We start from the raw sequence: 22,793 nt of genomic DNA on the forward strand, positions 1-22,793 counted from the left end.
GAATGGAAGACGATGGCGAAGCGCGCGAAGAAGAAACGTGGTTTCAAGGGATTGCTGCTGGTCCTGCTGCTTGCCTTGCTCGCCGCAGGTTGGCTGGCCTGGCGGCATTACACGGTCTTCATCGCCCAGCCGATGCACGGACTGCGCGATGGCCAGCAGGTCAGCGTCGGCAAGGGCAGTGCGCTGCCGCAGCTGCTGCGCAAATTGCGCGCTGCCGGCGTCGACCAGGGCTTCGATGTCGAATGGCAGTTGCTGGCGCGCCAGCTGGGCGCTGCCGGCAAGTTGCAGGTTGGCGACTACGCGCTCAAGAACGGAATGACGCCGGGCGAGCTGTTGCGCAATATCCGCGACGGCAAGGTGGTGAGCTACCGCTTCACCCTGATCGATGGCTGGAACATCCGTGACCTGCGCAAGGCGCTGGGCAAGGCCGAACCGCTGAAGCACACCATCGATACGATGAGCGACGCACAGTTGATGACGGCGCTCGGTCATCCCGGACAACATCCGGAAGGACGCTTCCTTCCCGAAACCTATCAGTACACGGTGGGCGGCAGCGACATCGACGTGTTGAAGCAGGCCCATGCGGCGATGGACAAGGCGCTGGCCGCGGCGTGGTCGTCGCGTGCGCAGGACCTGCCGTTGAAGACTCCGGAGGAAGCGCTGATCATGGCTTCGATCGTCGAGAAGGAAAGCGGTGTCGCCGACGATCGTCCCAAGGTCGCTGGCGTGTTCCTGAATCGCCTCGCCAAGGGCATGCGCCTGGAGACCGATCCCACCGTGATCTACGGCATGGGCGCGGCCTACGCCGGCAACATCCGCAAGAAGGACTTGCAGACCGATACGCCATACAACACCTACCTGCGCAGCGGATTGCCGCCGACGCCGATTTCGATGCCGGGCAAGGCGGCGTTGCAGGCCGCGACGCATCCGGCTGGCGGCGATGCGCTGTATTTCGTCGCCAGTGGCGACGGCAGCGGCAGCAGTCTGTTCGCGTCGACGTACGAACAGCACCAGGCCAATGTGCGCGCCTATCTGGCGCGCTATCGCGCGGGGCTGGCCAAGGGCCCGCTGACCGGTACCTCGACCTCGACCGATGACGCGGATTCCGCGGCGGCGCCTGCACCGGCCGGGGCTGCCAAGCCGTGAGCGCATTGGAAACCGCGGCGCGACTGATCACGCTGGAAGGCGGCGAGGGCGCCGGCAAGTCGACCGTGCTGTCGGCGCTGGCGCAGGCATTGCGCGGGCATGGTGGCGAAGTGGTGACCACGCGCGAACCGGGCGGGACGCCGCTGGCCGAACGCATCCGCGAATTGCTGCTGCATCCCGACAACTCCGATCCTCCGAGTGCGGATACCGAATTGCTGCTCATGTTCGCTTCGCGTGCGCAGCATGTCGCCAGCGTGGTGCGGCCGGCGCTGGCGCGTGGTGCGTGGGTGCTCAGTGATCGCTTCACCGATGCCAGCCATGCCTACCAGGGCGGCGGGCGCGGCGTCGATCGCGGCACGATCGCGATGCTGGAATCGCGTTTCGTCGGACTGCAACCGGGATTGACGCTGCTGCTCGACGTTCCGGTCGCGGTCGGACGGGCCCGCGCGCAGGGTCGCGCCGCGCCGGACCGCATCGAAGCGGAAGCCGATGGATTCTTCGAACGCGTGCGCGCTGCCTATCGCGATCTCGCGACGGCACAGCCAGAACGTTTCCACGTGATCGATGCCAGCCAACCCGCCGAACGTGTCGCCGCCGATGCGGTCGCCGCGCTCGATCGATACCTGCAAGCGTTGTCGCCGGCATGACCGCAGGATTTTCGCCCTGGCAACAAACGGCCTACGAACGCGCGGTGTCGAGCCTCGATGACGGTCGCCTCGGTCATGCGCTGCTGGTCTGCGGTCCCCCGCGGATCGGCAAGCGCGCATTGGTCGATCATCTCGCCAGGCGCGTGCTGTGCCTGACGCCTGCGGCCGATGGTGAACCCTGCGGGCGCTGCCGCAGCTGCACGCTGTTCCCGACCGGCGCGCATCCCGACCTGCGCATCGTCACCCTTGAGATGAACAAGGAAGGCACGCGCCTGCGCAGCGAGATCGTGATCGAGCAGGCGCGCGATGTCGGCGCGTGGTTGGCGTTGACGTCGCAACTCGGCGGCGCGCAGGTGGTGATCGTCGATCCTGCCGACGCGATGAATTCCGCGGCCGCGAACGCGTTGTTGAAGACGCTGGAAGAACCGCTGCCGAACCGTTATCTGTGGCTGGTGAGTGCGCAGCCGAATCGCCTGCCGGCGACGATCCGCAGTCGTTGCCAGCGACTCGAACTCACGGTGCCTGGCCAGGCAGTCGCATTGCAATGGCTGCTCGACCAGGGCAAGCCGCGCGCCGATGCCGAAGCCGCGTTGGCGGCAGCGCAGGGCGATCCCGGACAGGCGCTGCATTGGCTGGAGAGTGGTGGCATGACAGTGCGCCGCCAGGTCGACACCGACCTGCGCGCGATCGCCGATGGCGCGAGCGGTGCGACGGAGATTGCCCAGCGTTGGGCCGCCGATGGTGAAGCGGCGTTGCGCCTGCGCTTCGCTGCCGACCTTGCCCGCGAACGCGCCGCCCGCTTGACCGATCCGACGGAAACACGCAGGCTGGCGCGGTGGTTCGATCAGGCCAATCGCGTGCGCGACATGTTGCGCACGACGATCCGGGCGGACCTCGCGATCGCCGGGTTGCTGCTGGAATGGCGCACCGGCCAACCCGAACCCAGGACAGGAGCGAGACGCGCATGAGCACACCGCAGGGCGGACGCCAAGCCATCGTGTCGTTGCCGTTGGCCGACAAGGACCAGGTCTACGAGGCCTACATGCCCTTCGTCCGCAACGGCGGCCTGTTCGTGCGCACGACCAAGCGCCACTTCATCGGCGATCCGGTATTCCTGTTGGTCACGCTGCCGGGATCGACGGAGCGCATCCCGGTGTCGGGACGCGTGGTCTGGGTGACGCCACCCGGCGCGCAGGGCGGACGTCCCGCCGGTATCGGCGTGCAATTCGACGACACCGCCGAAGCGGTGACCTTGCGCGGCAAGCTCGAGGTCGAGCTTGCCGGCCGCCTCGAATCGGACAAGCCGACCGCGACGATGTAATCGCGCTTCAGCGCAATGCGTCCCAACCGGGGCGCGGCGCGAAGCGATCGCCGTGTGTCGCCTGCAGCGCCTTGAGTCGTGCAAGCAGCGCATCGACGCCGGTTTCGCGCACGTACTGGATCGGGCCGCCGCGGAACGGCGCGAAACCGGTGCCGAAGATCACGCCGGCATCGAGCAGGTCGGCATCGGCGACTACGCCTTCGTGCAGACAGGCCACGGCTTCGTTGACCAGCGGCAGGATCAGGCGATCCTCGAGATCCGCGGGCACCTGGTAACCGGACGGCACTTCCGGCTTGATCGCCTTGCCATCCTTCCATGCATACAGGCCTTGCCCGTCCTTCTTGCCGCGCTTGCCGGCTTCCGGTGGCGCCGACAATGCGGCCGGAATCTCGAGTCCGAGGAAGGGTGCGAGTTCCGCGCCGACGCCCGCGGCGACATCGAGGCCGACGGTATCGATCAGTTCGATCGGACCCATCGGCATGCCGAAACGCGTCGCGGCCTTGTCGAGCACCGGACCGGGAATGCCTTCCGACAACGCGCGCGCGGCCTCCAGCAGATAGGGGAACAGCACGCGGTTGACGAGGAAGCCTGGGGTGCCCGCGACCGGGACCGGCAACTTGTCGAGCGCCTTGCAGAACGCGGCGAGGCGTTGCTGCGTGCTGGCATCCATGGTGTCGTGGTGGATCAGTTCCACCAGCGGCATCAGCGCCACCGGATTGAAATAGTGCAGGCCGGCGAAACGCGCGGGGTTGCGCACGTGTTCGCGCAATTCGTCCAGCGGGATCGAAGAAGTATTGGTGGTGAGCAGCGCGCCATCCTTCATGCGCGGTTCGACATCGGCATACAACGCGCGCTTGGCCTCGGGATTCTCGATGATCGCCTCGATCACGAGGTCGGCATTGGCGATGCCGTCGCCGGCGAGATCGCCCTTCAGGCGTGCCGCGACTTGTGGTCGTTTCGCATCATCCTTCACGCGCTTGGCGAACAAGTCCGCGGAGCGTGACAGAGCGCCATCGATGAAACGCTGCTCGCGATCCTGCAACGTGACCTCGAATCCCTTGTAGGCCGACCATGCCGCGATGTCGCCGCCCATCACGCCGGCGCCGATCACGTGCACGTTGCGGATGCCGGAATTGCCGGTGCCGAGCGACTTCAGGCGTTCCTGCAGGAAGTACACGCGGATCAGGTTGCGCGCGGTCGGCGTCGCCGACATCGCGACCACGCCGCGACGTTCGCTGTCGAGTTGCGCCGACGTGGAGCTGAAGGGGCCGGGACGACGCCAGCTTTCGATCAAGGCATAGGGTGCCGGGTAATGCGCCTTCGGTGCCTTGCGCGCGACCTGCTTGGCCATCTGCGGCGCCAGCAGTTGCCGCGTCGGCCACAGGTTGGTGAGCGAAGCCAGTGCGCGCTGCTTGAACGGACGAACGCTGCCGCGCAACGCGAGGTCGGCTGCGGTGTCGACCAACACGGCGGGATCGGCCACCTTGTCGACCAATCCCATCGCGCGCGCTGCCGATGCGCTGACGGTGCGACCGGTCAGCATCAGGTCGAACGCGGCCGGCGCGCCGACCAGGCGCGGCAGGCGCACGCTGCCGCCCCAGCCGGGGAAGATGCCGAGCTTCACTTCCGGCAGGCCGATCCGCGTCGAGGCATCGTTGCTGGCGACGCGATAGCGGCAGGCCAGCGACAGCTCGGTGCCGCCGCCCATGCAGAAGCCGTGGATCGCCGCGACCGTCGGGCAGGGCAGGCGGGCGATGCGCTCGAAGACCTGCTGGCCGCGACGGATGGCGTCGGCCGTGGTGCCGTTGGCGTCGAATTTCTGGAACTCGTTGAGGTCGGCGCCGGCGATGAAGCCGCGCTCCTTGGCGGAATGGAAGACCACGCCGCGCGGTGGATCCATCGCCAGCCGCTCGACCATCAGCCCAAGTTCGCGCAAGGCTTCCTGCGAGAAACTGTTCACCGACTGGCCCTCGCGATCGAAGGCGATGACCTCGACGCCATCGGGGCGGGTTTCATGGCGCCAGTTGCGCAGTTGCAGGCCGTCGAAGCGCGAGCTCATGGCGGGGACATTCCTTGGCGTATGGATTCAGCTGACTATCATCCCCAAGGCGTTCATCTGAGGTCAAATGGCGGGGTCGGGAACTCCGGGCCGGGTTGGCGGTCGAAAGCCGCAATCCAGCCGACCTGACAACCCGTTCAATGCAGGTTTTCACGCAGTCAACAGTCCTGACCATGGCCGAGCCGATCGATGACCTCGATGCCGAGCTGGTCCGCCGAGTCCAAGGCGGCCAGCAGCCGGCATTCGACCAGCTGGTGCGCAAGCACCAGGCGCGGGTGACTGCGCTCATCGGCCGCTACATCAGCGACTGGAGCGAATGCCAGGACGTGGCGCAGGAAGCCTTCCTGCGCGCCTATCGCGCCATCGGCAGCTTCCGCGGCGATGCCCAGTTCTCGACGTGGATGCACCGGATCGCGGTGAACACGGCCAAGAACCACCTCGCCGCGCAAAAGCGCCGGCCGCCGACCGACGACATCGATTTCGCCGATGCCGAGGAATACGCGGGTGGCCTGCGCATGCGCGATTCCGATACCCCGGAACGCGAGGCGATGCGCCAGGAAGTGGAGACGGCGGTGATGCAGGCCTTCGCCACGCTGCCCGATGAACTGCGCGTCGCCATCACCCTGCGCGAAGTGGACGGTTTGAGTTACGAGGAGATCGCCGGGCGGATGGGCTGCCCGATCGGCACGGTGCGTTCGCGCATCTTCCGTGCCCGCGATGCCATCGACAGCGCGTTGCGCCCGTTGCTGGGCCAGGGCGCGACCCGGAGCCAATCATGAAGCACGATTTCATCGACGAGAATGCACGCGAACAGCTGTCGGCCCTGCTCGACGGCGAACTCGACGGCGACGCCGCGCGTTTCCTGCAACGCCGCCTCCAGCACGACGACGCCCTGGTCGGCCAGCTGGTGCGCTGGCAACTGGCCGGCGACGTCCTGCGCACGAATGCGCGATCCGGTGGCGAAGACGATCTCGCCAATCGCGTGCGCGCGGCGATCGAGCGCGAACAGGCGCAAGCGACCGTGAAACCGCAACAGCGTCGTGGCTGGGTGCTGTGGGGTGGTGGGTTGGCTGCAGTGGCGGCGCTTGGCATTGCCGCGTTGAACCTGCCGGGCACCACGAATCCCGTTTCGATTCCGGCGGCGAAGGAAGTCGCGACGGTTTCGACTGCGCCCGCCGCAGCCACGCCGGTGGCGGCTGCTGCGATCACTGCATCGGTGAAAACCCCGGCGAAGCAATCGACTGCGATCGATGCGGCTTCCGAACAACCCGTGCAACATCGCGTCGCCGACGTCGTGGCGCGCCATCGTCAACGCGATGCAGTCGCCAGCCAAGCTGTTGCTGGTATGCCCAGTCGCGTGCACGATGATTCGCAAGAGGCTGTGCCAACCGCGCCCGAACACGCAGTCGCGGTTGCGACGACGGCTCCGGCGAAGTCGAAGGTGGACCGCAATCCGTTCACCATGCGGGCAGCCGCGCCGCAATCGGAGTTGGCATGGCCCAAGGCCGTGCTGCCCGGATTCAATTCCGGACTCAATGCCGATTTCCGCAGCGACGGCAATGCCGGCAACCCCTTCGCGCCGCATCGCGCTTACGAAGAGCCACTGCCGAACCGCTGAAGCAGGTTCGGCAGCGCAACCGTTCCATCGCATTCCTGCCCATGCAGGGGCTTATCCCATGCCAGTTCCAAGGACCATCGCCATGAATCCACTTCGTCGTCCAGGTATGTCCCGTTCCCTCGCGGTCGCCTGCAGTCTCGTCATCGCCACGGTCGCCGTTCCGGTCGTCGCCTTGCATGCGCAGAGCACCGCCACGCCGCAATCCGCACCGCTGGTGACGGGGTTGCCGGATTTCACCGGACTGGTGAAGGCGGTGGGGCCTGGCGTGGTCAACATCGAAGCGAAGATCAAGCCCAAGCGCGCGCAGTCCTCGCGTCAGCAAATGCCCGACATGGGCGACATGCCGGAGTTCTTCCGCCGCTTCTTTGGCGAAGGGATGCCGAACATGCCGGACGGCGGCCAACCGGGTGGCACCGCGATCGGCAGCGGTTTCATCATTTCCGCCAACGGCGACATCCTCACCAACAACCACGTGGTCGATGGCGCCGACAGCGTGACGGTGAAGCTGCCTGATGGCCGCAACTTCCCGGCGAAGGTGGTGGGGCGCGACGCGCAGTCCGATGTCGCCCTGCTGCATGTCGATGCATCGGGCCTGCCGGCGTTGCGTCTCGGCGATTCCACCAGCGTGCAGCCGGGGCAGTGGGCGGTGGCGATCGGTTCGCCGTTCGGCCTCAACAATTCGGTGACGGCCGGCATCGTCAGCGCGATCGGGCGCAATAACCGCAACCAGAGCTATGTGCCCTTCATCCAGACCGACGTCGCCGTGAATCGTGGCAACTCCGGCGGTCCGTTGCTCAACACGCGCGGCGAAGTGATCGGTATCAACTCGCAGATCTTCAGCAATTCCGGCGGCTTCGAAGGCGTGAGCTTCGCGATTCCGATCGATACCGCGATGGCCGCGGTCAAGCAGCTCAAGGCCAATGGCAAGGTGCGCTACGGCATGCTCGGCGTGGTGATGCAGCCGGTCGATGCCACCAATGCGAAGGCGTTGGGCCTGCCTGATACGCGCGGCGCGCTGGTGAACCAGGTGCAGCCGGGCAGCGCCGCCGACAAGGCCGGCATCCAGTCGATGGACGTGATCCGCGCCTTCAATGGCGATCGCGTTGGCGACTATTCGGAACTGGCGCCGAAGGTGGGCCTGCTCGCGCCGGGAACCCGCGCAACGGTGACGGTCTGGCGCGATGGCCGCGACCGCGACATCCCGGTGACCCTCGGGGCGCTGGATGACCACAATGACGTGGCGAGCGCGGGCAACGGACGCCCGACGCCGGCAGTGCCAACCGCGGCGGGCAATCGCCTCGGCCTGCAACTGGAGAACCTCGACGCCGATGACCGCCGCGAGCTTGGCCTGCGCGCGGGCGAGGGCGTGGGCGTGGCCGAGGTGCGTGGCGATGCCGCCCGCGAAGCCGGCCTCAGCCGCGGTGACGTCATCCTGGCGGTGGGACGGACCCGGGTCGGCTCGGCCGCGGCCCTGCAGGCCGAACTGGCCAAGCTGAAGAAGGGCGACAGCGCCATGCTGCTGGTCCGCAACGAAGCCGGGCAGGCCTTCGTCACGGTTCCGGTCGAACGCTGAATCGCCGGAGCCGGGCAACGGGGCGCGGCATGCGATAATGCCGCGCTTATGTCCCGTGGGCCGCCGATCGGCCCCGATCACCTGGTTGTCCGCCGATCCGCATGTCTTCCGAAACGCCTGCCTCCATGCGGAATATCCGCAATTTCTCGATCATTGCCCACGTCGACCATGGCAAGTCCACGTTGGCCGACCGTATCATCCAGCTCTGTGGCGGCCTCGAGGCCCGCGAGATGGAAGCGCAGGTGCTCGATTCCAATCCGATCGAGCGCGAACGCGGCATCACCATCAAGGCCCAGTCGGTGTCGCTGCCGTACACGGCGAAGAACGGCGAGACCTACCAGCTCAACTTCATCGACACGCCCGGCCACGTCGACTTCAGCTATGAAGTGAGCCGCTCGCTGGCGGCCTGCGAAGGCGCGCTGCTGGTGGTGGACGCCGCCCAGGGCGTGGAGGCGCAATCGGTCGCCAACTGCTACACCGCGGTGGAGCAGGGCCTGGAAGTGGTTCCGGTGCTGAACAAGATCGACTTGCCGACCGCCGACATCGAGCGCGTCAAGAAGGAGATCGAGGCGGTGATCGGCATCGATGCCGAGGACGCCGTCGCCATCAGCGCCAAGACCGGCCTCAACGTGCAGGACGTGCTGGAAGCGATCGTCGCGCGCATCCCGCCGCCGAAGCCGCGCGATACCGACAAGCTGCAGGCGCTGATCATCGACTCCTGGTTCGACAACTACCTCGGCGTGGTGTCGCTGGTGCGCGTGATGCAGGGCGAGATCAAGCCCGGCGACAAGCTGCTGGTGATGTCCACCGGTCGCAGCCACCTGGTCGACAAGGTCGGCGTGTTCACCCCGAAGCGCAAAGTGCTGAACAAGCTCAGCGCCGGCGAAGTGGGCTGGGTCACCGCGTCGATCAAGGACGTGCACGGCGCGCCGGTCGGCGACACCCTGACCTTGGCCGCCGATCCCGCGCCGCAGCCGCTGCCGGGCTTCCAGGAAATGCAGCCGCGCGTGTTCGCCGGCCTGTTCCCGGTCGACAGCGAGGACTATCCGGACCTGCGCGAGGCGCTGGAAAAGTTGCGCCTCAACGATGCCGCGTTGCGTTTCGAGCCGGAAAGCTCGGAAGCGATGGGCTTCGGTTTCCGCTGCGGCTTCCTCGGCATGCTGCACATGGAAATCGTGCAGGAACGCCTGGAACGCGAATACGATCTCAACCTGATCACCACCGCGCCGACGGTGATCTACGAAGTGCTGAAGACCGACGGCGAAGTGATGCCGCTGGACAATCCGGCCAAGCTGCCGCCGGCGAATACCGTCGCCGAGATCCGCGAGCCGATCATCCGCGCCAACATCCTGACGCCGCCGGATTACGTCGGCAGCGTGATCAAGCTGTGCGAGGACAAGCGCGGCAGCCAGGTCGGCATCACCTACCTGGGCAGCCAGGTGCAGATCAGCTACGAACTGCCGATGGCGGAAGTGGTGCTGGACTTCTTCGACAAGCTGAAGTCGGTGAGCCGCGGTTACGCCTCGCTCGATTACCACTTCGTGCGCTTCGAAGCCGGCCCGTTCGTGCGCGTCGACACGTTGATCAACGGCGATCGCGTCGATGCGCTCTCGATCATCGTCCATCGCCAGCACGCCGACCGTCGCGGCCGCGAGCTGACCGAGAAGATGAAGGACCTGATCCCGCGCCAGATGTTCGACGTGGCGATCCAGGCGGCGATCGGGGCGCAGGTCATCGCGCGCACCACGGTCAAGGCGTTGCGCAAGAACGTGCTGGCCAAGTGCTACGGCGGCGACGCCACGCGCAAGAAGAAGCTGCTCGAGAAGCAGAAGGAAGGCAAGAAGCGGATGAAGCAGGTCGGGCGGGTGGAAATCCCCCAGGAAGCTTTCCTCGCGGTCTTGCAGGTCGACAACAAGTAAGGAAATTACATGCGCTGGTTCGAACCCGCCCTGGTCATTCTCACCCTTATCACCGGCATCGTCTGGGCGCTCGACAAGTGGGTGTGGAAACGCGCGTCGCGCGAGGAAAGCCTGCTCGACGAAGGCAACGAGAATGGCTTCATCGAGACGGCGCGCAGCTTCTTCCCGGTGCTGGCCATCGTGCTGGTGCTGCGCACCTTCATCGCCGAACCGTTCCGCATTCCCTCGGGGTCGATGATCCCGTCGTTGCAGATCGGCGATTTCATCCTCGTCAACAAGTTCGCCTACGGCCTGCACCTGCCGATCACGAACACCCGGATCATCCCGACCGGCAACCCGAAGCGCGGCGATGTCGTCGTGTTCAAGTACCCGGGGATGACGCCGGACGATCCGCAGAAGGGCGAGGATTTCGTCAAGCGCGTGATCGGCGTGCCCGGCGACCGTGTCGGCTACCACATGGGCCAGCTCACCATCAACGGCGTCCCGGTGAAATACCAGACCGTCAAGGCGGTGCCCGAGGGCGATGGCGAGGGCATGATGCGCCCGGCCGAGCTGCGTACCGAGGACCTGCCGGGCCATCCGCATCCGATCCTGGTCTCCGATGACACCCTGACGCTGGGCGGCCAGGGCGAGCAGGATGTCGTGGTTCCGGAAGGCCAGTACTTCGTCATGGGCGACAACCGCGACAACAGCCTTGACGGGCGTTTCTGGGGCATGCTGCCGGAAGCCAACCTGCGCGGCCGCGCCTTCGCGATCTGGATGCACTGGGGCCACGACGGCATCCAGTTGTCGCGCGTGGGCCATTCCGTTCCATAATCGGCCCATCGCACATCCACACTGGGGAACCCGGCATGAAGCGTTCGCAGCATTCGCAATCGGGCCTGTCGATGACTGGCTTCCTGTTCTTCCTGATCCTCGCCGGCTTCGTCGCCTGGATCGTGATGAAGATCTTCCCGATGTACCGCGAATATTTCGCGATCAAGGAAGCGTTCAAGGGCATTGCCACCACCGAAGGCACCTTGCATGACACCGCGGGCATCCAGAAGTCGCTGGAGAAGCGTTTCGACATCGGTTATGTCGACCTCAACATGGCCAAGCTGGCGCACTACGAGAACCAGACCAACAGCATCGTGATCGATTACGAACGCGAATCCGAACTGGCCGGGCCGTTCTCGCTCAAGGGCACGTTCCACATCGAACAGCCGCTCTCTCCGAAGGAGTAAGTGCTGAAGCTGGACTACAGCTTTCGTGATCCGGCGTTGCTGGCGCGGGCCTTGACCCACCGCAGCGCGCCGGGACGCGCGCACAACGAACGCCTGGAATTCCTCGGTGATGCGGTGGTCAACCTGCTCGCGGCCGAGGCATTGCACGCACGCTGGCCGGGCGCCGACGAAGGCGCGTTGACGCGGGCGCGCGCCGAACTGGTGCGCGAGTCGGCGCTGGCGTCATTGGCGCGTTCGCTCGATCTCGGCAACGAACTGACCTTGGGCGCGGGCGAGATCAAGAGCGGCGGCTTCCGTCGCGATTCGATCCTCGCCGATGCGCTGGAAGCGATCGTCGGGGCGGTGTTCCTCGATGGCGGTTATGCCGCCGCGCGCGCGCTGGCGCTGCCGTGGTTCGAGCCGATGATCGATGCCTTGCCGTCGCCGCGCGATGTCGGCAAGGACGCCAAGACACGATTGCAGGAATGGCTGCAGGCGCGCCGTCGTCCGCTGCCGGTCTATGCGTTGCTGGAAGAGCGTGGCGAGGAGCACGAGCGCGTGTTCACCGTCGCCTGCACGCTGGAAGATGCGCCGGAAGCGGAATCGAGCGGGCAGGGGCGTTCGCGCCGCGCCGCCGAGCAGCAGGCCGCGGAATCCGTGCTGGCCAAGCTCGAAGGGCGCAAAATACCCACATGAATACTCCCGTCTTCCATGCCGGCACCGTGGCCGTCATCGGCCGCCCCAATGTCGGTAAATCCTCTCTGATCAATGCCCTGGTCGGCAGCAAGGTCAGCATCACCGCCGATCGCCCGCAGACCACCCGCCATCGCATGCTCGGCATCGCCAGTTTCCCGGCGGGGCAGATCGTGCTGGTCGATACGCCAGGCATCCACAGCCCGCAGAACCGCGCGATGAGCAGGGTGCTGAACCGCGCCGCCCGCGGTGCGCTGGAAGGCGTCGATGCCGCGTTGCTGGTGATCGAGGCCGGACGCTGGGACGACGAGGACACGCTCGCCTACGACGCCTTGCGCGGCGCCGGCGTGCCGGTGGTGCTGGTGGTCAACAAGGTCGATCGCATTCGCGACAAGGCCGAGTTGCTGCCATTCCTCGGCGAAGTCGCCAGCGGCCGTGAATTTTCCAGCGTGCATCCGGTGTCCGCGCTCAAGCGCAAGGGACTCGATGCCCTGGTGAAGGACGTGCTCGCCCTGCTGCCGGAACAGCCGCCGCTCTATGCCGAGGACGAGATCACCGATCGCAGCATGCGTTTCCTCGCCGCCGAGTTCGTTCGCGAGCAGTTGATGCGCCAGCTTGGCGCGGAACTGCCGTACGCGACCGCGGTCGAGATCGAACGCTTCGAAGAGGACGGCGCGATGTTCCGCGTCGGCGCCGTGATCTGGGTCGAACGCGACAGCCAGAAGGCGATCGTGATCGGCAAGGGCGGGGCGCGCCTGCGCGAGATCGGCACCAAGGCGCGCCAGCAGATGGAGCGCACCTTCGATCGCAAGGTCTTCCTGGAAACCTGGGTGCGCGTGCGCGAAGGCTGGTCGAACGACGAAGCCGCACTGCGTGCGCTCGGTTACAGCGACTGAGTTCGTGTTGAGCGGCGATGCGTTACGTCGCTGAACCTGCATACGTCCTGCACGTCCGGCCATGGCGGGAAACCAGCCTGCTGGTCGAGGTGCTGAGCGCGGAACACGGGCGGTTGGGATTGCTTGCGCGTGGCGTGCGCGGGCCACGACAGCAGGCGCTGCGTGCGGCACTCGCGCCGCTGCAGTCGATCCGTTTCGATGCCGTGCAACGCGGGGAACTGGCGCGGCTGACGAGTGCGGAGGCCATCGATGTCGCGCCGCGCATGCAGGGCGATGCCGCGCTCAGCGCGTTCTATCTCAACGAACTGACGTTGCGCCTTGCACCGCGCCAGGATCCGCAACCGGAATTGTTCCGCGCCTATGGCCGCACGCGCGCGTTGATCGGCGCCGGCGCGCCGCTGGCGTGGACGCTGCGCCGCTACGAACGCGACCTGCTGGATGCGTTGGGCGTCGGTTTCGACTGGGCCAATGACGCCGATGGCCAGGCGGTCGACCCGGCGGCGCGTTATCGCATCGATCCCGATGGTGGTCTGCGCCGCACCGGCCAGTCCGGTGACAGCCGCGAACGCCTGCATCATCCCACCGGGCGCGTGTTGCTTGCACTGGCGGGAGATGGCCAGCCCAACGAGGACGATTTGCCGGCCCTGCGCCGGGCGATGCGCGAACTGTTGATGCGCCATCTCGGTGGGCGCGGCCTGCGCGCCTGGGACATGGCGTCGGAGCTGGCGCGGATCGAGTCCCGCGATCAGGCGTCGCCGTCCTCGAGTGCGGAATCGACCGCCGCGGAGAAGCGCGAACGCGCGGAGTGATCCGCGGGATGTTCGTGCAGCGCCCGCGTGGCCTGCGCCAACGCGATCGCACCGACGAAACCGCAACTGGCCTTGAGCCGATGCAGCATGCCGCGGGCGGCATCGACGTCGCCGCGTTCCAGCGATCCGAGGATGAAGTCGCGTTGCGCCGGCAACTCGGCGCGGAACAACCCGCGCATCGTGTCGACGTGCTCGCGGCGTCCGCCCATCGCGCGCAGGGCGGCTTCATCGTCCCAAGCCGGCGTCGTCGACCCGCCAAGCAGCGCAGCGAGGGCATGGTGCCAGGTCGCCACGGGCGAGGGCTTGCGCACCACCATCGCGAAGCCATCGGCTTCCAGGCGCGCGGAGATTTCCGGCGTGCCATCGGCGGTATGGGCCAGCGCCGGGCAATCGCGATGGACGACCAGGTCGTCTTCGCGCAACTGTCGCAGCAGTTGGCTGCCGCTGCCGTCGGGGAGGTTGGAATCGATCATCCAGGCGTCGTAACGCTTTGCGCGCGCCATCCGCAGAGCGCTCGCGCAGTCGTCGGCGACATCGACCTGCGCCGGGAAGGACTCGATCGCGCCCTGCAGGAACATCGCGTTGACCGGATCGTCTTCGACCAGCAGCACTTTCGACATCATCCTCGGACCGTTTCCCGTTCATGCCAGCCTGCAGCATAGCGTCCGCGCACCGCGGGGCCGTGGATGAGACAATAGGCGGCCGTGTTCCATCCGGCAGTCTCGTGTCCCGCAACCGCATCGACCGTACCCCTTTCGAGCTTCGCATCAACGACCTCAGCCACGATGGCCGTGGCGTCGCCCGTCGCGAGGAAGGCATCCACGCCGGCAAGGCGATCTTCGTGTCCGGAGCCCTGCCGGGCGAGCGCGTCATGGTCGAGCAGACCGGGAAATCGCGCCATTTCGACGAGGCGCGCGTGCTCGAAGTGCTGGAAGCATCGAAGGATCGCGTCGAACCGCCGTGCCCGCATTTCGGCACCTGCAGCGGTTGCGTATTGCAGCACCTCGAGGCCGGCGTGCAGATCGCGTTGAAGCAGCAGGTGTTGATGGACAACCTCGAGCGCATCGGCCACGTCACCCCGAAGAACGTGCTGGCGCCGCTGACCGGCAAAGCCTGGGGCTATCGTCGCAAGGGCCGTTTCTCGGTCAAGCGCGTCGAGAAGAAGGACAAGACGCTGGTCGGTTTCCGCGAGACCGATCCGCGCTTCGTCGCCGACCTGCGCGAGTGTCATACCGTGGTGCCGGAACTGGGCATGAAGGTCGCGGCGCTGTCGGCGCTGGTCGATTCCCTGGACGGCCGCGCCGATATCCCGCAGATCGAATTCATCGCCGGCGACCAGGGCGTCGCGCTGGTGTTCCGCCATCTGAATCCGTTGAGCGACAAAGATCGCGAAGCGTTGGCTGCGTTCGGCGCCGAGCACGGCTTCATCATCTTCCTGCAACCGGGTGGCGTGACGTCAGTGCATCCCTTGCAGGAGCCTGCGCCGGAACTGTCGTTCGCGTTGCCGCAGTGGAATGCCGAACTGGCGTTCCGCCCGCTCGATTTCATCCAGGTCAATGGCGACCTCAACCAGAAGATGATCGCGCACGCGCTGGAACTCCTGGATCCGCAAGCCAATGACCACGTGCTCGACCTGTTCTGCGGCCTTGGCAATTTCACCTTGCCTTTGGCGCGCGTCGCCGGCCGCGTGACCGGCGTCGAAGGCGATGCCGGCCTCGTGCAGCGCGCCCGCGAGAACGCGCAGCGCAACGGCCTCGGCAATGCCGATTTCCATGCCGCCGATCTCTCGGTCGAATTGCGTGGCCAGCCGTGGCTGAAGCAGCCCTACACCAAATTGTTGCTGGACCCGCCGCGTTCCGGCGCGATCGAGGTGCTGAAGCAGTTGCCGCTCGATGGACTGGAACGCATCGTCTACGTCAGCTGCCATCCGGGATCGCTGGCGCGCGACGCCGGCTGGCTGGTGAATGAAGCCGGCTGGACCCTGCAGTCCGCCGGTGCGATGGATATGTTCCCGCAGACCGCGCACGTCGAGTCGATTGCGCTGTTCCTGCCACCGCGCCGCGGCAAACAAGCGGTAACGACTGCTTCCAGCGCGTCGCCACGCGCCTAGGACACTCATACACGGGCTTCCCATGGCTACAGAAATCGAACGCAAATTCCTGCTGGCTAGCGACGACTGGCGCAAGGAGATCGAAACGACCATCGTGATGGGGCAGGGCTATCTCAACGATGCCGCCTCGGTGCAGCAAGGCGTGCAGAACGTGTCGATGCGCGTGCGGCTGGAAGGCAGTGATGCGCGCATCAACATCAAGTCGCGCGAGCTCGGTGCTTCGCGCCAGGAATTCGATTACTTGATTCCCGTTGCGGATGGCGAGGCGCTGCTCAAACTGTGCGTTGGCGGCCGGATCGAAAAGCATCGTCACCATGTTCGCCATGGCGGGCATCTGTGGGAGATCGATGAATTCCTCGGCGACAACGCCGGACTGGTGGTCGCCGAAATCGAGCTGGATTCGGTCGATGAAGCCTTCGCGCGGCCGTCCTGGCTGGGCCGTGAGGTCACCGAATTGCTGCGCTATTACAATCTCAACCTGGCCTCGTATCCGTACGCGCAATGGAGCGCGGAAGAGCAAGCCGCCAGCGACGCCTGAACCCGGCATCGCATCGATCAACTGGAGTCTCCATGCTTGTCATTGGCATCGCCGGAACCGAACTGAATGCGCAGGAGCGCGACTGGCTGCAGCATCCCGCCTGCGGCGGCGTGATCCTGTTCACCCGCAATTTCGCCTCGCGCATGCAGGTCGGCGAGCTGTCGCAGGCGATCCGCGAAGCGGCGCCGCGACCGCAGTTGATCTGCGTCGACCAGGAAGGCGGGCGGGTGCAGCGCTTCCGCGAGGGCTATAGCGCGCTACCTCCGCTGGAAGGTTTCGATGCGCTATATCGCCAGGATCGCGATTCCGCGCTGGAACTGGCGCGCGAACACGCGTGGTTGATGGCCAACGAAATCCTCGCTTCCGGCGTCGATCTCAGCTTCGCGCCCGTCGTCGATCTCGGTCGCGGCAACCGCGCGATCGGCAATCGCGCCTTCTCGCCGGACCCGCAGATCGTCGCCGATTTCACCCGCGCCTATGTCGAAGGCATGCACGGTGCTGGCATGGCGGCGACGCTCAAGCATTTCCCCGGCCACGGTTCGGTGCTGGAAGACACCCACTTCGACAACGCCGCAGATCCGCGCTCGCTCGACGAGCTGCGCACGACCGATCTCGTGCCGTTCGCCGCCGGCATCGCCGCCGGCGCCGACGCGGTGATGATGGCGCATGTCGCCTATCCGCAGGTCGCGCCGGAACCGGCCGGCTATTCGCCGCTGTGGATCAACGAGATCCTGCGCAAGGAGATGCACTTCCGCGGGGTGGTGTTCTCCGACGACATCGGCATGGCGGCGGCGCATGGCGTCGGCGGCATCAAGGCGCGCATCGATGCGCATTACGACGCTGGTTGCGACGTCGTGCTGGTCTGCCATCCGCAGCTGGTCGAGGAGTCGCTGGCGGCGGTCGACCAGCGCGGACCGCTCAACACCATGGCCCTGGTCGGCCTGATCGGACGCGGTGCGCTCGGCTGGGATGCCTTGCTCGCCGATACGCGCTACGACCATGCCCAGCACGCGATCGATCGCGACGAACTGCGGAGGACGGCATGACCGTCGCGCGCCCGTCGCTGGCCACCGCACTGGAAAATTCCAACCTGGTGCACGACCAGGCGGCGATCGATGCCGCCATCGCACGTGTCGCCGATGCCGTTCGTGGCGACTACGATCCCGCCGACGTCCCGCTCTACATCACCGTGATGAACGGCGGCATGCCGTTCGCCAGTGCGCTGGCGATGGAGATCGGGCAGCGCGGGCTCGATCTGGAATTCGATTACCTGCACGCCACCCGCTATCGCGGCCAGACCTCCGGTTCCGGCCTGGCGTGGCTGCACCGTCCGGCGACGTCGATGCGCGATCGCCGCGTGCTGCTCGCCGACGACATCCTCGACGAAGGCCACACCATGCTCGCGATCAAGCGCTGGTGCGAGGACCAGGGGGCGCGCGACATTCGCATCGCCGTGCTTGCATTGAAAAAGCACGATCGCTGCGTGGAGGGCATCAGCGCCGACTACGTCGGACTGGAAGTGCCGGACGCCTACGTCTACGGTTACGGCATGGATTTCCACGAGCAGGGTCGCAACCTGCCGGCGATTTACGCCCTGCGCGACTGACAACGGAGCATCGAATGAGCGACATGCAGGCGATCGATCTCGCGGTGATCGGCGGTACCGGCGTCTATGCATTGGCCGAACTCGCCGATGCCGAATCGCATCAGCCGGTCACGCACTACGGCGCGCCATCGGGTCCGGTGCGGATCGGCACGCTCGGATCGCGTCGCGTCGCTTTCCTTGCGCGTCACGGGGAAGGGCATTCGCTGCCGCCCCATCGCATCAACTATCGCGCCAATCTCGCCGCGCTGAAATCCCTGGGCGCGACCCGCGTGCTCGCGCTCAATACCGTCGGCGGCATCACCGAGCGTTTCGGGCCGCGCGTGCTGGCATGTCCCGACCAGATCATCGACTACACCTGGGGCCGCATCTCGACGGTTTGCGAGGAGCCGGGCACCGACGTGCTCCACGTCGATTTCGGCGAACCGTATTCGCGCGGGCTGCGCAGCGAGATCATCGCCGCGGCGAACAAGGCGGGCGTGGCCTTGGTGGCCGATGGCTGCTACGGCGCCACCCAGGGCCCGCGCCTGGAAACGCGCGCGGAGATCGCGCGGATGCGCCGCGACGGCTGCGACCTGGTCGGCATGACCGGAATGCCGGAAGCCGGGCTGGCCCGCGAGATGGGGCTGGACTACGCCTGCGTGGGCATCGTCGCCAATTGGGCTGCGGGCGCCGGCCCCGATCCCGACGAGGTCATCACCTTGCAGGACGTGCTCGACAACGTCGCCGCCGCGACCGGAGAGGTCGGCAAACTGCTGGATGCACTGCTGAAGGGCTGAGCCTCCGTGTTAAGATGGGCACATGCCGGTGTGGCGGAATGGTAGACGCGGCGGACTCAAAATCCGCTGGCAGTGATGTCGTGTAGGTTCGAGTCCTATCACCGGTACCAAAGTTGGACACAAAGACCCGCCTGAACGGCGGGTTTTTTGTTGCCCGGAACCCTCTGGAAAATTTTTTCGGCGTTGATGTCGAAATCGGGCCCTGTCGTTCGTCGCTATAGTGAAAGCAGGGCAACCGGCCCTGCTGAAGACCGCTTCAGGAGACGAACATGCCGCACTATCTTGTGACTGGTTACCTGCCCGACGATTTCGATCCGTCCACGGTGGACGAAGCCATGGCCGAGGAAATCCACGCGATCAATCGCGAAATGATCGCCGCCGATGTCCGGCGGTTTGCTGGCGGCCTGGGGGCGCCCCACACGCTCAGGACGGATGCGGACGGCAAGGTGCTGGTCACCGACGGCCCGTATCTCGAGGCCAAGGAACATATCGGCGGACTGTGGATCCTGGAATGCGCCAACCAGGAAGAAGCGATCGCCTGGGCTGGCAAGGGCATGAAAGCCTGCCGCATGCCGATCGAAGTGCGCGAGATCTTCTTCGCGCCTGCGCCCGCCGAGTCCTGAGGAGAATCGATCATGCGCAAGCTCAGGATCATGGAACATGTTTCGCTCGATGGCGTGATTGAAATCGGCGCCCCGGGCGGTGGTGGCGATCTCCCGTTTGGTGACTGGACCGCGCCGTATCGCAGTCCCGAAGGTGCGGCCCTCGTGCTTGGAATCTACGGCGAGAATTTCGACATGCTGCTGGGACGTCGCACCTACGATCTGTGGTCCGGTTTCTGGCCCACGGCGCCGGGGCCGATGGCCGAAAGACTGAACGCGGCGACGAAATACGTCGCGACCCACAGGCCGGAGAGCCTGCAATGGGGGCCGTTCGAAGGTATCGGGCCGGACATCGCCACCGCCGTGCGTGACCTCAAGACGAAGGGCGACGGGACCCTGGTTGTATCCGGCAGTTCGACCCTGACATCGGTGCTGCTCGAGCACGGGCTCGTCGATGAAATGGTCTTGCTGGTCAATCCAGTCCTGCTTGGTGCTGGCAAGCGCCTGTTCGCCGAGGGCACTCCGCCGCGTGCCTTCGTGCCTGCCGGGACGCAGGCGTTGCCGACGGGCATCGTCGTCAATACCTATACGTTCGCCGGCCCGTTGCAGGCATGAGCGATGCGGTGACCGCGATCGAAGCCGTGTGGAGGAACGAATCCACGCGGCTCATCGCGGCGATCGCGCGCGTGACCCGTGATCTCGGCATCGCCGAAGAGCTCGCGCAGGATGCGCTCGTCGTCGCCCTCGAACGCTGGCCGGAGGAGGGCATCCCGGACAATCCGGGGGCATGGCTGATGACGGCGGCGAAGCGCCGCGCCATCGATTCGCTGCGGCGCAGCCGCATGCTCATGCCCAAGCACGGCGAGATCGCGCGCGAGATCGAGGCGCAACAGGAACAGCTTGGCGAGGAGATGGACCGGGCGCTCGACCAGGTGATCGACGACGACGTGTTGCGGCTGGTCTTTACCGCCTGTCATCCGGTCCTTCCCCTCGAAGGGCGCATCGCGTTGACGTTGCGCGTGATCGGTGGCCTGACGACAGCGGAAATCGCCCGTGCATTCCTGGTGCCCGAGAAGACGATGGGGCAGCGGATTTTCCGCGCCAAGAAGACGCTCTCGGAAGCGCATGTCCCCTTCGAGACGCCGCGTGCCGACGAGTTGAAACCGAGGATCGCGTCGGTGCTTTCGGTGATCTACCTGGTGTTCAACGAAGGGCATGTGGCGACATCCGGAGACGAGTGGATGCGGGCGAGGCTGTGCGACGAGGCCTTGCGGTTGGGTCGCTTGCTGGTGCAGCTGCTTCCCGGCGAATCGGAAGTCCATGCGTTGCTGGCGCTGATGGAGCTCAACGCGGCACGCACTGCAGCGCGACGCGGAAACGATGGCGAGGCGATCCTGCTGCCGGACCAGGATCGTTCCCTGTGGGACAAGGCGCAGATCGAACGGGGAATGGCGGCGCTGGAACATGCGCAAAGACTCGGTGGTGGCGCCGGTTACCATGCCCTGCAGGCCGCGATTGCCGCCTGCCACATGCGTGCCCGCAGTGCCGAAGACACCGACTGGGAACGGATCGTTCTTCTCTACGATGCGTTGATGCAGGTCGCGCCGTCTCCGGTCGTGGCGCTCAATCGCGCGGTCGCCGTCGGCATGGCGCAAGGACCGGCCGCCGGACTTGATGCGCTCGATATGCCAGCCGTCGCTTCCGGGTTGGAGGGCAACCACCTGTTGCACAGCGTGCGTGGCGAGCTGCTGGCGAAGCTGGGCAGATTCCCCGAAGCGCGCGTCGAGATCGAACGTGCGATCGCCCTCACGCACAACGCCAGGGAACGGGAATTGCTGTCACGGAAGTTGAAGTCGATCGCGAATTCCGGAACGCGCCTGCACGCCGTCTAGACAATGTCGAATGCGTGGTGAATGCCGGAAAGGAATTGCGGATCCAGCGACTGCAACTCTCTTTGCATTCACCGACGCCTGCCTAGCATCGGCCTTGCTCGCCCACCCGTCCGGGCGATGAATCGCAAGGAGTGAAGGATGAACAGACTCGATCACACCCCTCAACGCGATCGCGCATGGGGCCGCTATTACGCACGCAATGGCGCAGACGTCATTACCCACAAATACTTCACGCAACTGAGCAATGCCGCACGCCTTGCCTTGTACCAGGTGCGTCGTGCCGGTACCGCGGATGCCAGCCGTTTCGTGATGGGCTGAATACCGATAGATGCGTTAGTTCGACTGTCCCGGAAAACCCGCCGAACGGCGGGTTTTCACTTCAGGGGCGATCACGGTTGATGCGAGCAGGTCGCGTCGTATTGGGAAACGCTGGCAGTATTGCGCGAGTTTTGCGGTTGTGTCCCGGCATAGTGACTGCCGGCATTGCCGTTCGGATTGAACGCCGAACCTGATGCGTTCGCCGCGTTCCCCGGCGTATTCGGCGCCGACGCGCTGCCGCAGGATTGTTTCGGCTGGCCGGTCATGGCGGGGCCATTCCGGGTCATTGGAGTCATGGTGGTCGGCGTCTGGTGCGTGCGGTGGATGGTGCAAAGACGTAAAGGCCTGCGTGTCGCGACAGTCAATCTTGTTGCGATGCGGTGCCAGCCGGTGTTTCGTTTGGCTGTTTGAATGCGGCAGTTACGCCGCGGCGTCGAGCGCCAGTTCCTTGCGCACGTAGTGATGCCAGCCGTCGCCGCGCGGGCTCTGTTCGAACACGCCGCAACAGGTCATCGGCTGTTCGTAGATGTGCACCGACACCGCGACCTCGCGATCGCTGGCATTGCGGATGGTGTGGTATTCGTGCGGCGGGATCAGGCAGCCGGCGGAACCGGTATTGCCGGTCAGGGTGTCGCACTGGACGAAGCGGAAATCGTCGCCGGCGCGTTCGGCAAGGTCGTACTGGGTGATCTCGATGTCGCCGGACCACACGCCTTCGACGCACCACATCCCGTAGTGATCGTGGATCTTGGTGCCTTGACCGGGCGCCCAGGTCATCGCCACCACGCCATAGCCGTGTTCCTTGCTGCGGTACAGCTCGCGGCGCGCGTAATGGCCGGGAATCGCCTCGTACACGCAGGACGGAAGTTCCACGCTCCCGGCCTTCATCAGCGCGCACAGGTTGTCGCGCAGGTGGCGGGTGATTGCGGCGCGGTCGCCACCGCCATGGGTCACGGCATCGTCGACTGCGGCGATCAGGCGATCGCGGCCGGGGAAGCTGCAGAGCGTGGCGTCGGAGGTGGTCATGGCAGGCAGGGTTCGTCGTGGCTGGGTGGAGTCTAGCGCCGC

The 22,793-nt window shown here is 65.8% G+C and carries 26 protein-coding genes and 1 tRNA gene; 24 read left to right on the forward strand and 3 right to left on the reverse strand.

Going from position 1 to position 22,793, the window contains the following annotated elements; genetic code table 11:
• Nucleotides 1–12 precede the first annotated feature (12 nt).
• Genes mltG through ABE093_RS08490 form a run of 4 tightly spaced genes read left to right on the forward strand, consistent with a single transcriptional unit; the run spans nt 13 to nt 3,114 of the window.
• Nucleotides 13–1,146 carry an endolytic transglycosylase MltG gene (gene mltG, locus ABE093_RS08475; protein ID WP_430760433.1) on the forward strand — a complete coding sequence of 378 codons (1,134 nt, stop codon included), beginning with the start codon at nt 13–15 and terminating at the stop codon, nt 1,144–1,146.
• A complete protein-coding gene (tmk, locus tag ABE093_RS08480) occupies nt 1,143–1,793 on the forward strand; it encodes a dTMP kinase (protein ID WP_430760434.1) in 651 nt (216 codons plus the stop codon). The genes mltG and tmk overlap by 4 nt, the downstream gene beginning before the upstream one ends.
• On the forward strand, nt 1,790–2,761 hold the full coding sequence (locus ABE093_RS08485; RefSeq protein WP_430760435.1) for a DNA polymerase III subunit delta': 972 nt from the start codon (nt 1,790–1,792) through the stop codon (nt 2,759–2,761). The genes tmk and ABE093_RS08485 overlap by 4 nt, the downstream gene beginning before the upstream one ends.
• Nucleotides 2,758–3,114, forward strand: a complete 357-nt coding sequence (locus ABE093_RS08490) for a PilZ domain-containing protein (protein WP_430760436.1) — start codon at nt 2,758–2,760, stop codon at nt 3,112–3,114. Before ABE093_RS08485 ends, ABE093_RS08490 begins: the two co-directional genes overlap by 4 nt.
• Before the next feature lie 7 nt (nt 3,115–3,121).
• On the opposite strand, the gene ABE093_RS08495 is transcribed toward ABE093_RS08490, so the two are convergent.
• Entirely contained in the window at nt 3,122–5,173 is a 2,052-nt protein-coding gene (locus tag ABE093_RS08495) for a 3-hydroxyacyl-CoA dehydrogenase NAD-binding domain-containing protein (protein WP_430760437.1), read from the reverse strand.
• Between the two features lie 173 nt (nt 5,174–5,346).
• On the opposite strand from ABE093_RS08495, the gene rpoE reads away from it, so the two are divergent.
• From rpoE to recO, 9 genes are all read left to right on the forward strand, one after another.
• Nucleotides 5,347–5,952 (forward strand): RNA polymerase sigma factor RpoE, encoded by a 606-nt coding sequence (gene rpoE, locus ABE093_RS08500; RefSeq protein ID WP_430760438.1) that lies wholly within the window; start codon nt 5,347–5,349, stop codon nt 5,950–5,952.
• Nucleotides 5,949–6,791 carry a sigma-E factor negative regulatory protein gene (locus ABE093_RS08505; protein WP_430760439.1) on the forward strand — a complete coding sequence of 281 codons (843 nt, stop codon included), beginning with the start codon at nt 5,949–5,951 and terminating at the stop codon, nt 6,789–6,791. Before rpoE ends, ABE093_RS08505 begins: the two co-directional genes overlap by 4 nt.
• A gap of 82 nt (nt 6,792–6,873) precedes the next feature.
• Entirely contained in the window at nt 6,874–8,364 is a 1,491-nt protein-coding gene (locus ABE093_RS08510) for a DegQ family serine endoprotease (RefSeq protein ID WP_430760440.1), read from the forward strand.
• A 125-nt stretch (nt 8,365–8,489) separates the two neighbouring features.
• On the forward strand, nt 8,490–10,283 hold the full coding sequence (gene lepA, locus ABE093_RS08515) for a translation elongation factor 4 (RefSeq protein ID WP_430760441.1): 1,794 nt from the start codon (nt 8,490–8,492) through the stop codon (nt 10,281–10,283).
• A 9-nt stretch (nt 10,284–10,292) separates the two neighbouring features.
• Nucleotides 10,293–11,099 (forward strand): signal peptidase I, encoded by an 807-nt coding sequence (lepB, locus tag ABE093_RS08520; RefSeq protein ID WP_430760442.1) that lies wholly within the window; start codon nt 10,293–10,295, stop codon nt 11,097–11,099.
• A 35-nt stretch (nt 11,100–11,134) separates the two neighbouring features.
• On the forward strand, nt 11,135–11,506 hold the full coding sequence (locus ABE093_RS08525; RefSeq protein WP_430760443.1) for a DUF4845 domain-containing protein: 372 nt from the start codon (nt 11,135–11,137) through the stop codon (nt 11,504–11,506).
• Entirely contained in the window at nt 11,507–12,181 is a 675-nt protein-coding gene (gene rnc, locus ABE093_RS08530) for a ribonuclease III (protein ID WP_430760444.1), read from the forward strand. It begins immediately after the preceding gene.
• Nucleotides 12,178–13,074: a GTPase Era gene (gene era / locus ABE093_RS08535; RefSeq protein ID WP_430760445.1), complete on the forward strand. Its 897-nt coding sequence runs from the start codon at nt 12,178–12,180 to the stop codon at nt 13,072–13,074. The genes rnc and era overlap by 4 nt, the downstream gene beginning before the upstream one ends.
• A 17-nt stretch (nt 13,075–13,091) precedes the next feature.
• Complete coding sequence (gene recO, locus ABE093_RS08540; protein WP_430760446.1) at nt 13,092–13,883, forward strand: DNA repair protein RecO; 792 nt, start codon at nt 13,092–13,094, stop codon at nt 13,881–13,883.
• On the opposite strand, the gene ABE093_RS08545 is transcribed toward recO, so the two are convergent.
• Nucleotides 13,820–14,506: an Hpt domain-containing response regulator gene (locus ABE093_RS08545; protein WP_430760447.1), complete on the reverse strand. Its 687-nt coding sequence runs from the start codon at nt 14,504–14,506 to the stop codon at nt 13,820–13,822. The genes recO and ABE093_RS08545 overlap by 64 nt on opposite strands.
• 101 nt (nt 14,507–14,607) lie before the next feature.
• Between ABE093_RS08545 and rlmD the strand changes: the two genes are divergently transcribed.
• The 11 genes from rlmD (at nt 14,608) to ABE093_RS08600 (ending at nt 22,136) form a co-directional block, all read left to right on the forward strand.
• The gene (gene rlmD / locus ABE093_RS08550; RefSeq protein ID WP_430760448.1) at nt 14,608–15,993 is read left to right on the forward strand and encodes a 23S rRNA (uracil(1939)-C(5))-methyltransferase RlmD; all 1,386 of its coding nucleotides are present in this window, start codon (nt 14,608–14,610) and stop codon (nt 15,991–15,993) included.
• 22 nt (nt 15,994–16,015) lie between these two features.
• The gene (locus tag ABE093_RS08555; RefSeq protein ID WP_430760449.1) at nt 16,016–16,531 is read left to right on the forward strand and encodes a CYTH domain-containing protein; all 516 of its coding nucleotides are present in this window, start codon (nt 16,016–16,018) and stop codon (nt 16,529–16,531) included.
• Between the two features lie 32 nt (nt 16,532–16,563).
• Complete coding sequence (gene nagZ, locus ABE093_RS08560; protein WP_430760450.1) at nt 16,564–17,577, forward strand: beta-N-acetylhexosaminidase; 1,014 nt, start codon at nt 16,564–16,566, stop codon at nt 17,575–17,577.
• Nucleotides 17,574–18,137, forward strand: coding sequence for a hypoxanthine-guanine phosphoribosyltransferase (locus tag ABE093_RS08565; protein WP_430760451.1), 564 nt, complete (start codon nt 17,574–17,576; stop codon nt 18,135–18,137). The genes nagZ and ABE093_RS08565 overlap by 4 nt, the downstream gene beginning before the upstream one ends.
• A 23-nt stretch (nt 18,138–18,160) precedes the next feature.
• Nucleotides 18,161–18,913, forward strand: a complete 753-nt coding sequence (locus tag ABE093_RS08570; protein ID WP_430760636.1) for an S-methyl-5'-thioinosine phosphorylase — start codon at nt 18,161–18,163, stop codon at nt 18,911–18,913.
• A 24-nt stretch (nt 18,914–18,937) separates the two neighbouring features.
• Nucleotides 18,938–19,023: transfer RNA gene (locus ABE093_RS08575), tRNA-Leu, on the forward strand.
• A 159-nt stretch (nt 19,024–19,182) separates the two neighbouring features.
• Entirely contained in the window at nt 19,183–19,536 is a 354-nt protein-coding gene (locus tag ABE093_RS08580; RefSeq protein WP_430760452.1) for a YciI family protein, read from the forward strand.
• A 12-nt stretch (nt 19,537–19,548) separates the two neighbouring features.
• Entirely contained in the window at nt 19,549–20,130 is a 582-nt protein-coding gene (locus tag ABE093_RS08585; RefSeq protein ID WP_430760453.1) for a dihydrofolate reductase family protein, read from the forward strand.
• Nucleotides 20,127–21,407: an RNA polymerase sigma factor gene (locus ABE093_RS08590; protein WP_430760454.1), complete on the forward strand. Its 1,281-nt coding sequence runs from the start codon at nt 20,127–20,129 to the stop codon at nt 21,405–21,407. The genes ABE093_RS08585 and ABE093_RS08590 overlap by 4 nt, the downstream gene beginning before the upstream one ends.
• A 138-nt stretch (nt 21,408–21,545) precedes the next feature.
• A complete protein-coding gene (locus ABE093_RS08595) occupies nt 21,546–21,725 on the forward strand; it encodes a hypothetical protein (RefSeq protein ID WP_430760455.1) in 180 nt (59 codons plus the stop codon).
• Nucleotides 21,726–21,902: 177 nt separating this feature from the next.
• On the forward strand, nt 21,903–22,136 hold the full coding sequence (locus ABE093_RS08600) for a hypothetical protein (protein ID WP_430760456.1): 234 nt from the start codon (nt 21,903–21,905) through the stop codon (nt 22,134–22,136).
• A 9-nt stretch (nt 22,137–22,145) separates the two neighbouring features.
• On the opposite strand, the gene ABE093_RS08605 is transcribed toward ABE093_RS08600, so the two are convergent.
• Entirely contained in the window at nt 22,146–22,751 is a 606-nt protein-coding gene (locus ABE093_RS08605) for a cysteine dioxygenase (RefSeq protein WP_430760457.1), read from the reverse strand.
• Nucleotides 22,752–22,793: the final 42 nt, after the last annotated feature.

The organism is Solilutibacter silvestris (assembly GCF_050574925.1).
GTDB lineage: Bacteria > Pseudomonadota > Gammaproteobacteria > Xanthomonadales > Xanthomonadaceae > Solilutibacter > Solilutibacter silvestris_A.

Coding starts and splice junctions, on each gene's coding strand:
- nagZ (WP_430760450.1), top strand. CDS start 16,564: ATGCTTGTCATTGGCATCGCCGGAACCGAACTGAATGCGCAGGAGCGC.
- ABE093_RS08595 (WP_430760455.1), top strand. CDS start 21,546: ATGAACAGACTCGATCACACCCCTCAACGCGATCGCGCATGGGGCCGC.
- ABE093_RS08565 (WP_430760451.1), top strand. CDS start 17,574: ATGACCGTCGCGCGCCCGTCGCTGGCCACCGCACTGGAAAATTCCAAC.
- ABE093_RS08555 (WP_430760449.1), top strand. CDS start 16,016: ATGGCTACAGAAATCGAACGCAAATTCCTGCTGGCTAGCGACGACTGG.
- ABE093_RS08605 (WP_430760457.1), bottom strand. CDS start 22,751: ATGACCACCTCCGACGCCACGCTCTGCAGCTTCCCCGGCCGCGATCGC.
- ABE093_RS08545 (WP_430760447.1), bottom strand. CDS start 14,506: ATGATGTCGAAAGTGCTGCTGGTCGAAGACGATCCGGTCAACGCGATG.
- lepB (WP_430760442.1), top strand. CDS start 10,293: ATGCGCTGGTTCGAACCCGCCCTGGTCATTCTCACCCTTATCACCGGC.
- ABE093_RS08580 (WP_430760452.1), top strand. CDS start 19,183: ATGCCGCACTATCTTGTGACTGGTTACCTGCCCGACGATTTCGATCCG.
- mltG (WP_430760433.1), top strand. CDS start 13: ATGGCGAAGCGCGCGAAGAAGAAACGTGGTTTCAAGGGATTGCTGCTG.
- ABE093_RS08570 (WP_430760636.1), top strand. CDS start 18,161: ATGCAGGCGATCGATCTCGCGGTGATCGGCGGTACCGGCGTCTATGCA.
- ABE093_RS08590 (WP_430760454.1), top strand. CDS start 20,127: ATGAGCGATGCGGTGACCGCGATCGAAGCCGTGTGGAGGAACGAATCC.
- ABE093_RS08495 (WP_430760437.1), bottom strand. CDS start 5,173: ATGAGCTCGCGCTTCGACGGCCTGCAACTGCGCAACTGGCGCCATGAA.
- rpoE (WP_430760438.1), top strand. CDS start 5,347: ATGGCCGAGCCGATCGATGACCTCGATGCCGAGCTGGTCCGCCGAGTC.
- ABE093_RS08505 (WP_430760439.1), top strand. CDS start 5,949: ATGAAGCACGATTTCATCGACGAGAATGCACGCGAACAGCTGTCGGCC.
- recO (WP_430760446.1), top strand. CDS start 13,092: ATGCGTTACGTCGCTGAACCTGCATACGTCCTGCACGTCCGGCCATGG.
- ABE093_RS08525 (WP_430760443.1), top strand. CDS start 11,135: ATGAAGCGTTCGCAGCATTCGCAATCGGGCCTGTCGATGACTGGCTTC.
- lepA (WP_430760441.1), top strand. CDS start 8,490: ATGCGGAATATCCGCAATTTCTCGATCATTGCCCACGTCGACCATGGC.
- ABE093_RS08485 (WP_430760435.1), top strand. CDS start 1,790: ATGACCGCAGGATTTTCGCCCTGGCAACAAACGGCCTACGAACGCGCG.
- ABE093_RS08585 (WP_430760453.1), top strand. CDS start 19,549: ATGCGCAAGCTCAGGATCATGGAACATGTTTCGCTCGATGGCGTGATT.
- ABE093_RS08510 (WP_430760440.1), top strand. CDS start 6,874: ATGAATCCACTTCGTCGTCCAGGTATGTCCCGTTCCCTCGCGGTCGCC.
- era (WP_430760445.1), top strand. CDS start 12,178: ATGAATACTCCCGTCTTCCATGCCGGCACCGTGGCCGTCATCGGCCGC.
- ABE093_RS08490 (WP_430760436.1), top strand. CDS start 2,758: ATGAGCACACCGCAGGGCGGACGCCAAGCCATCGTGTCGTTGCCGTTG.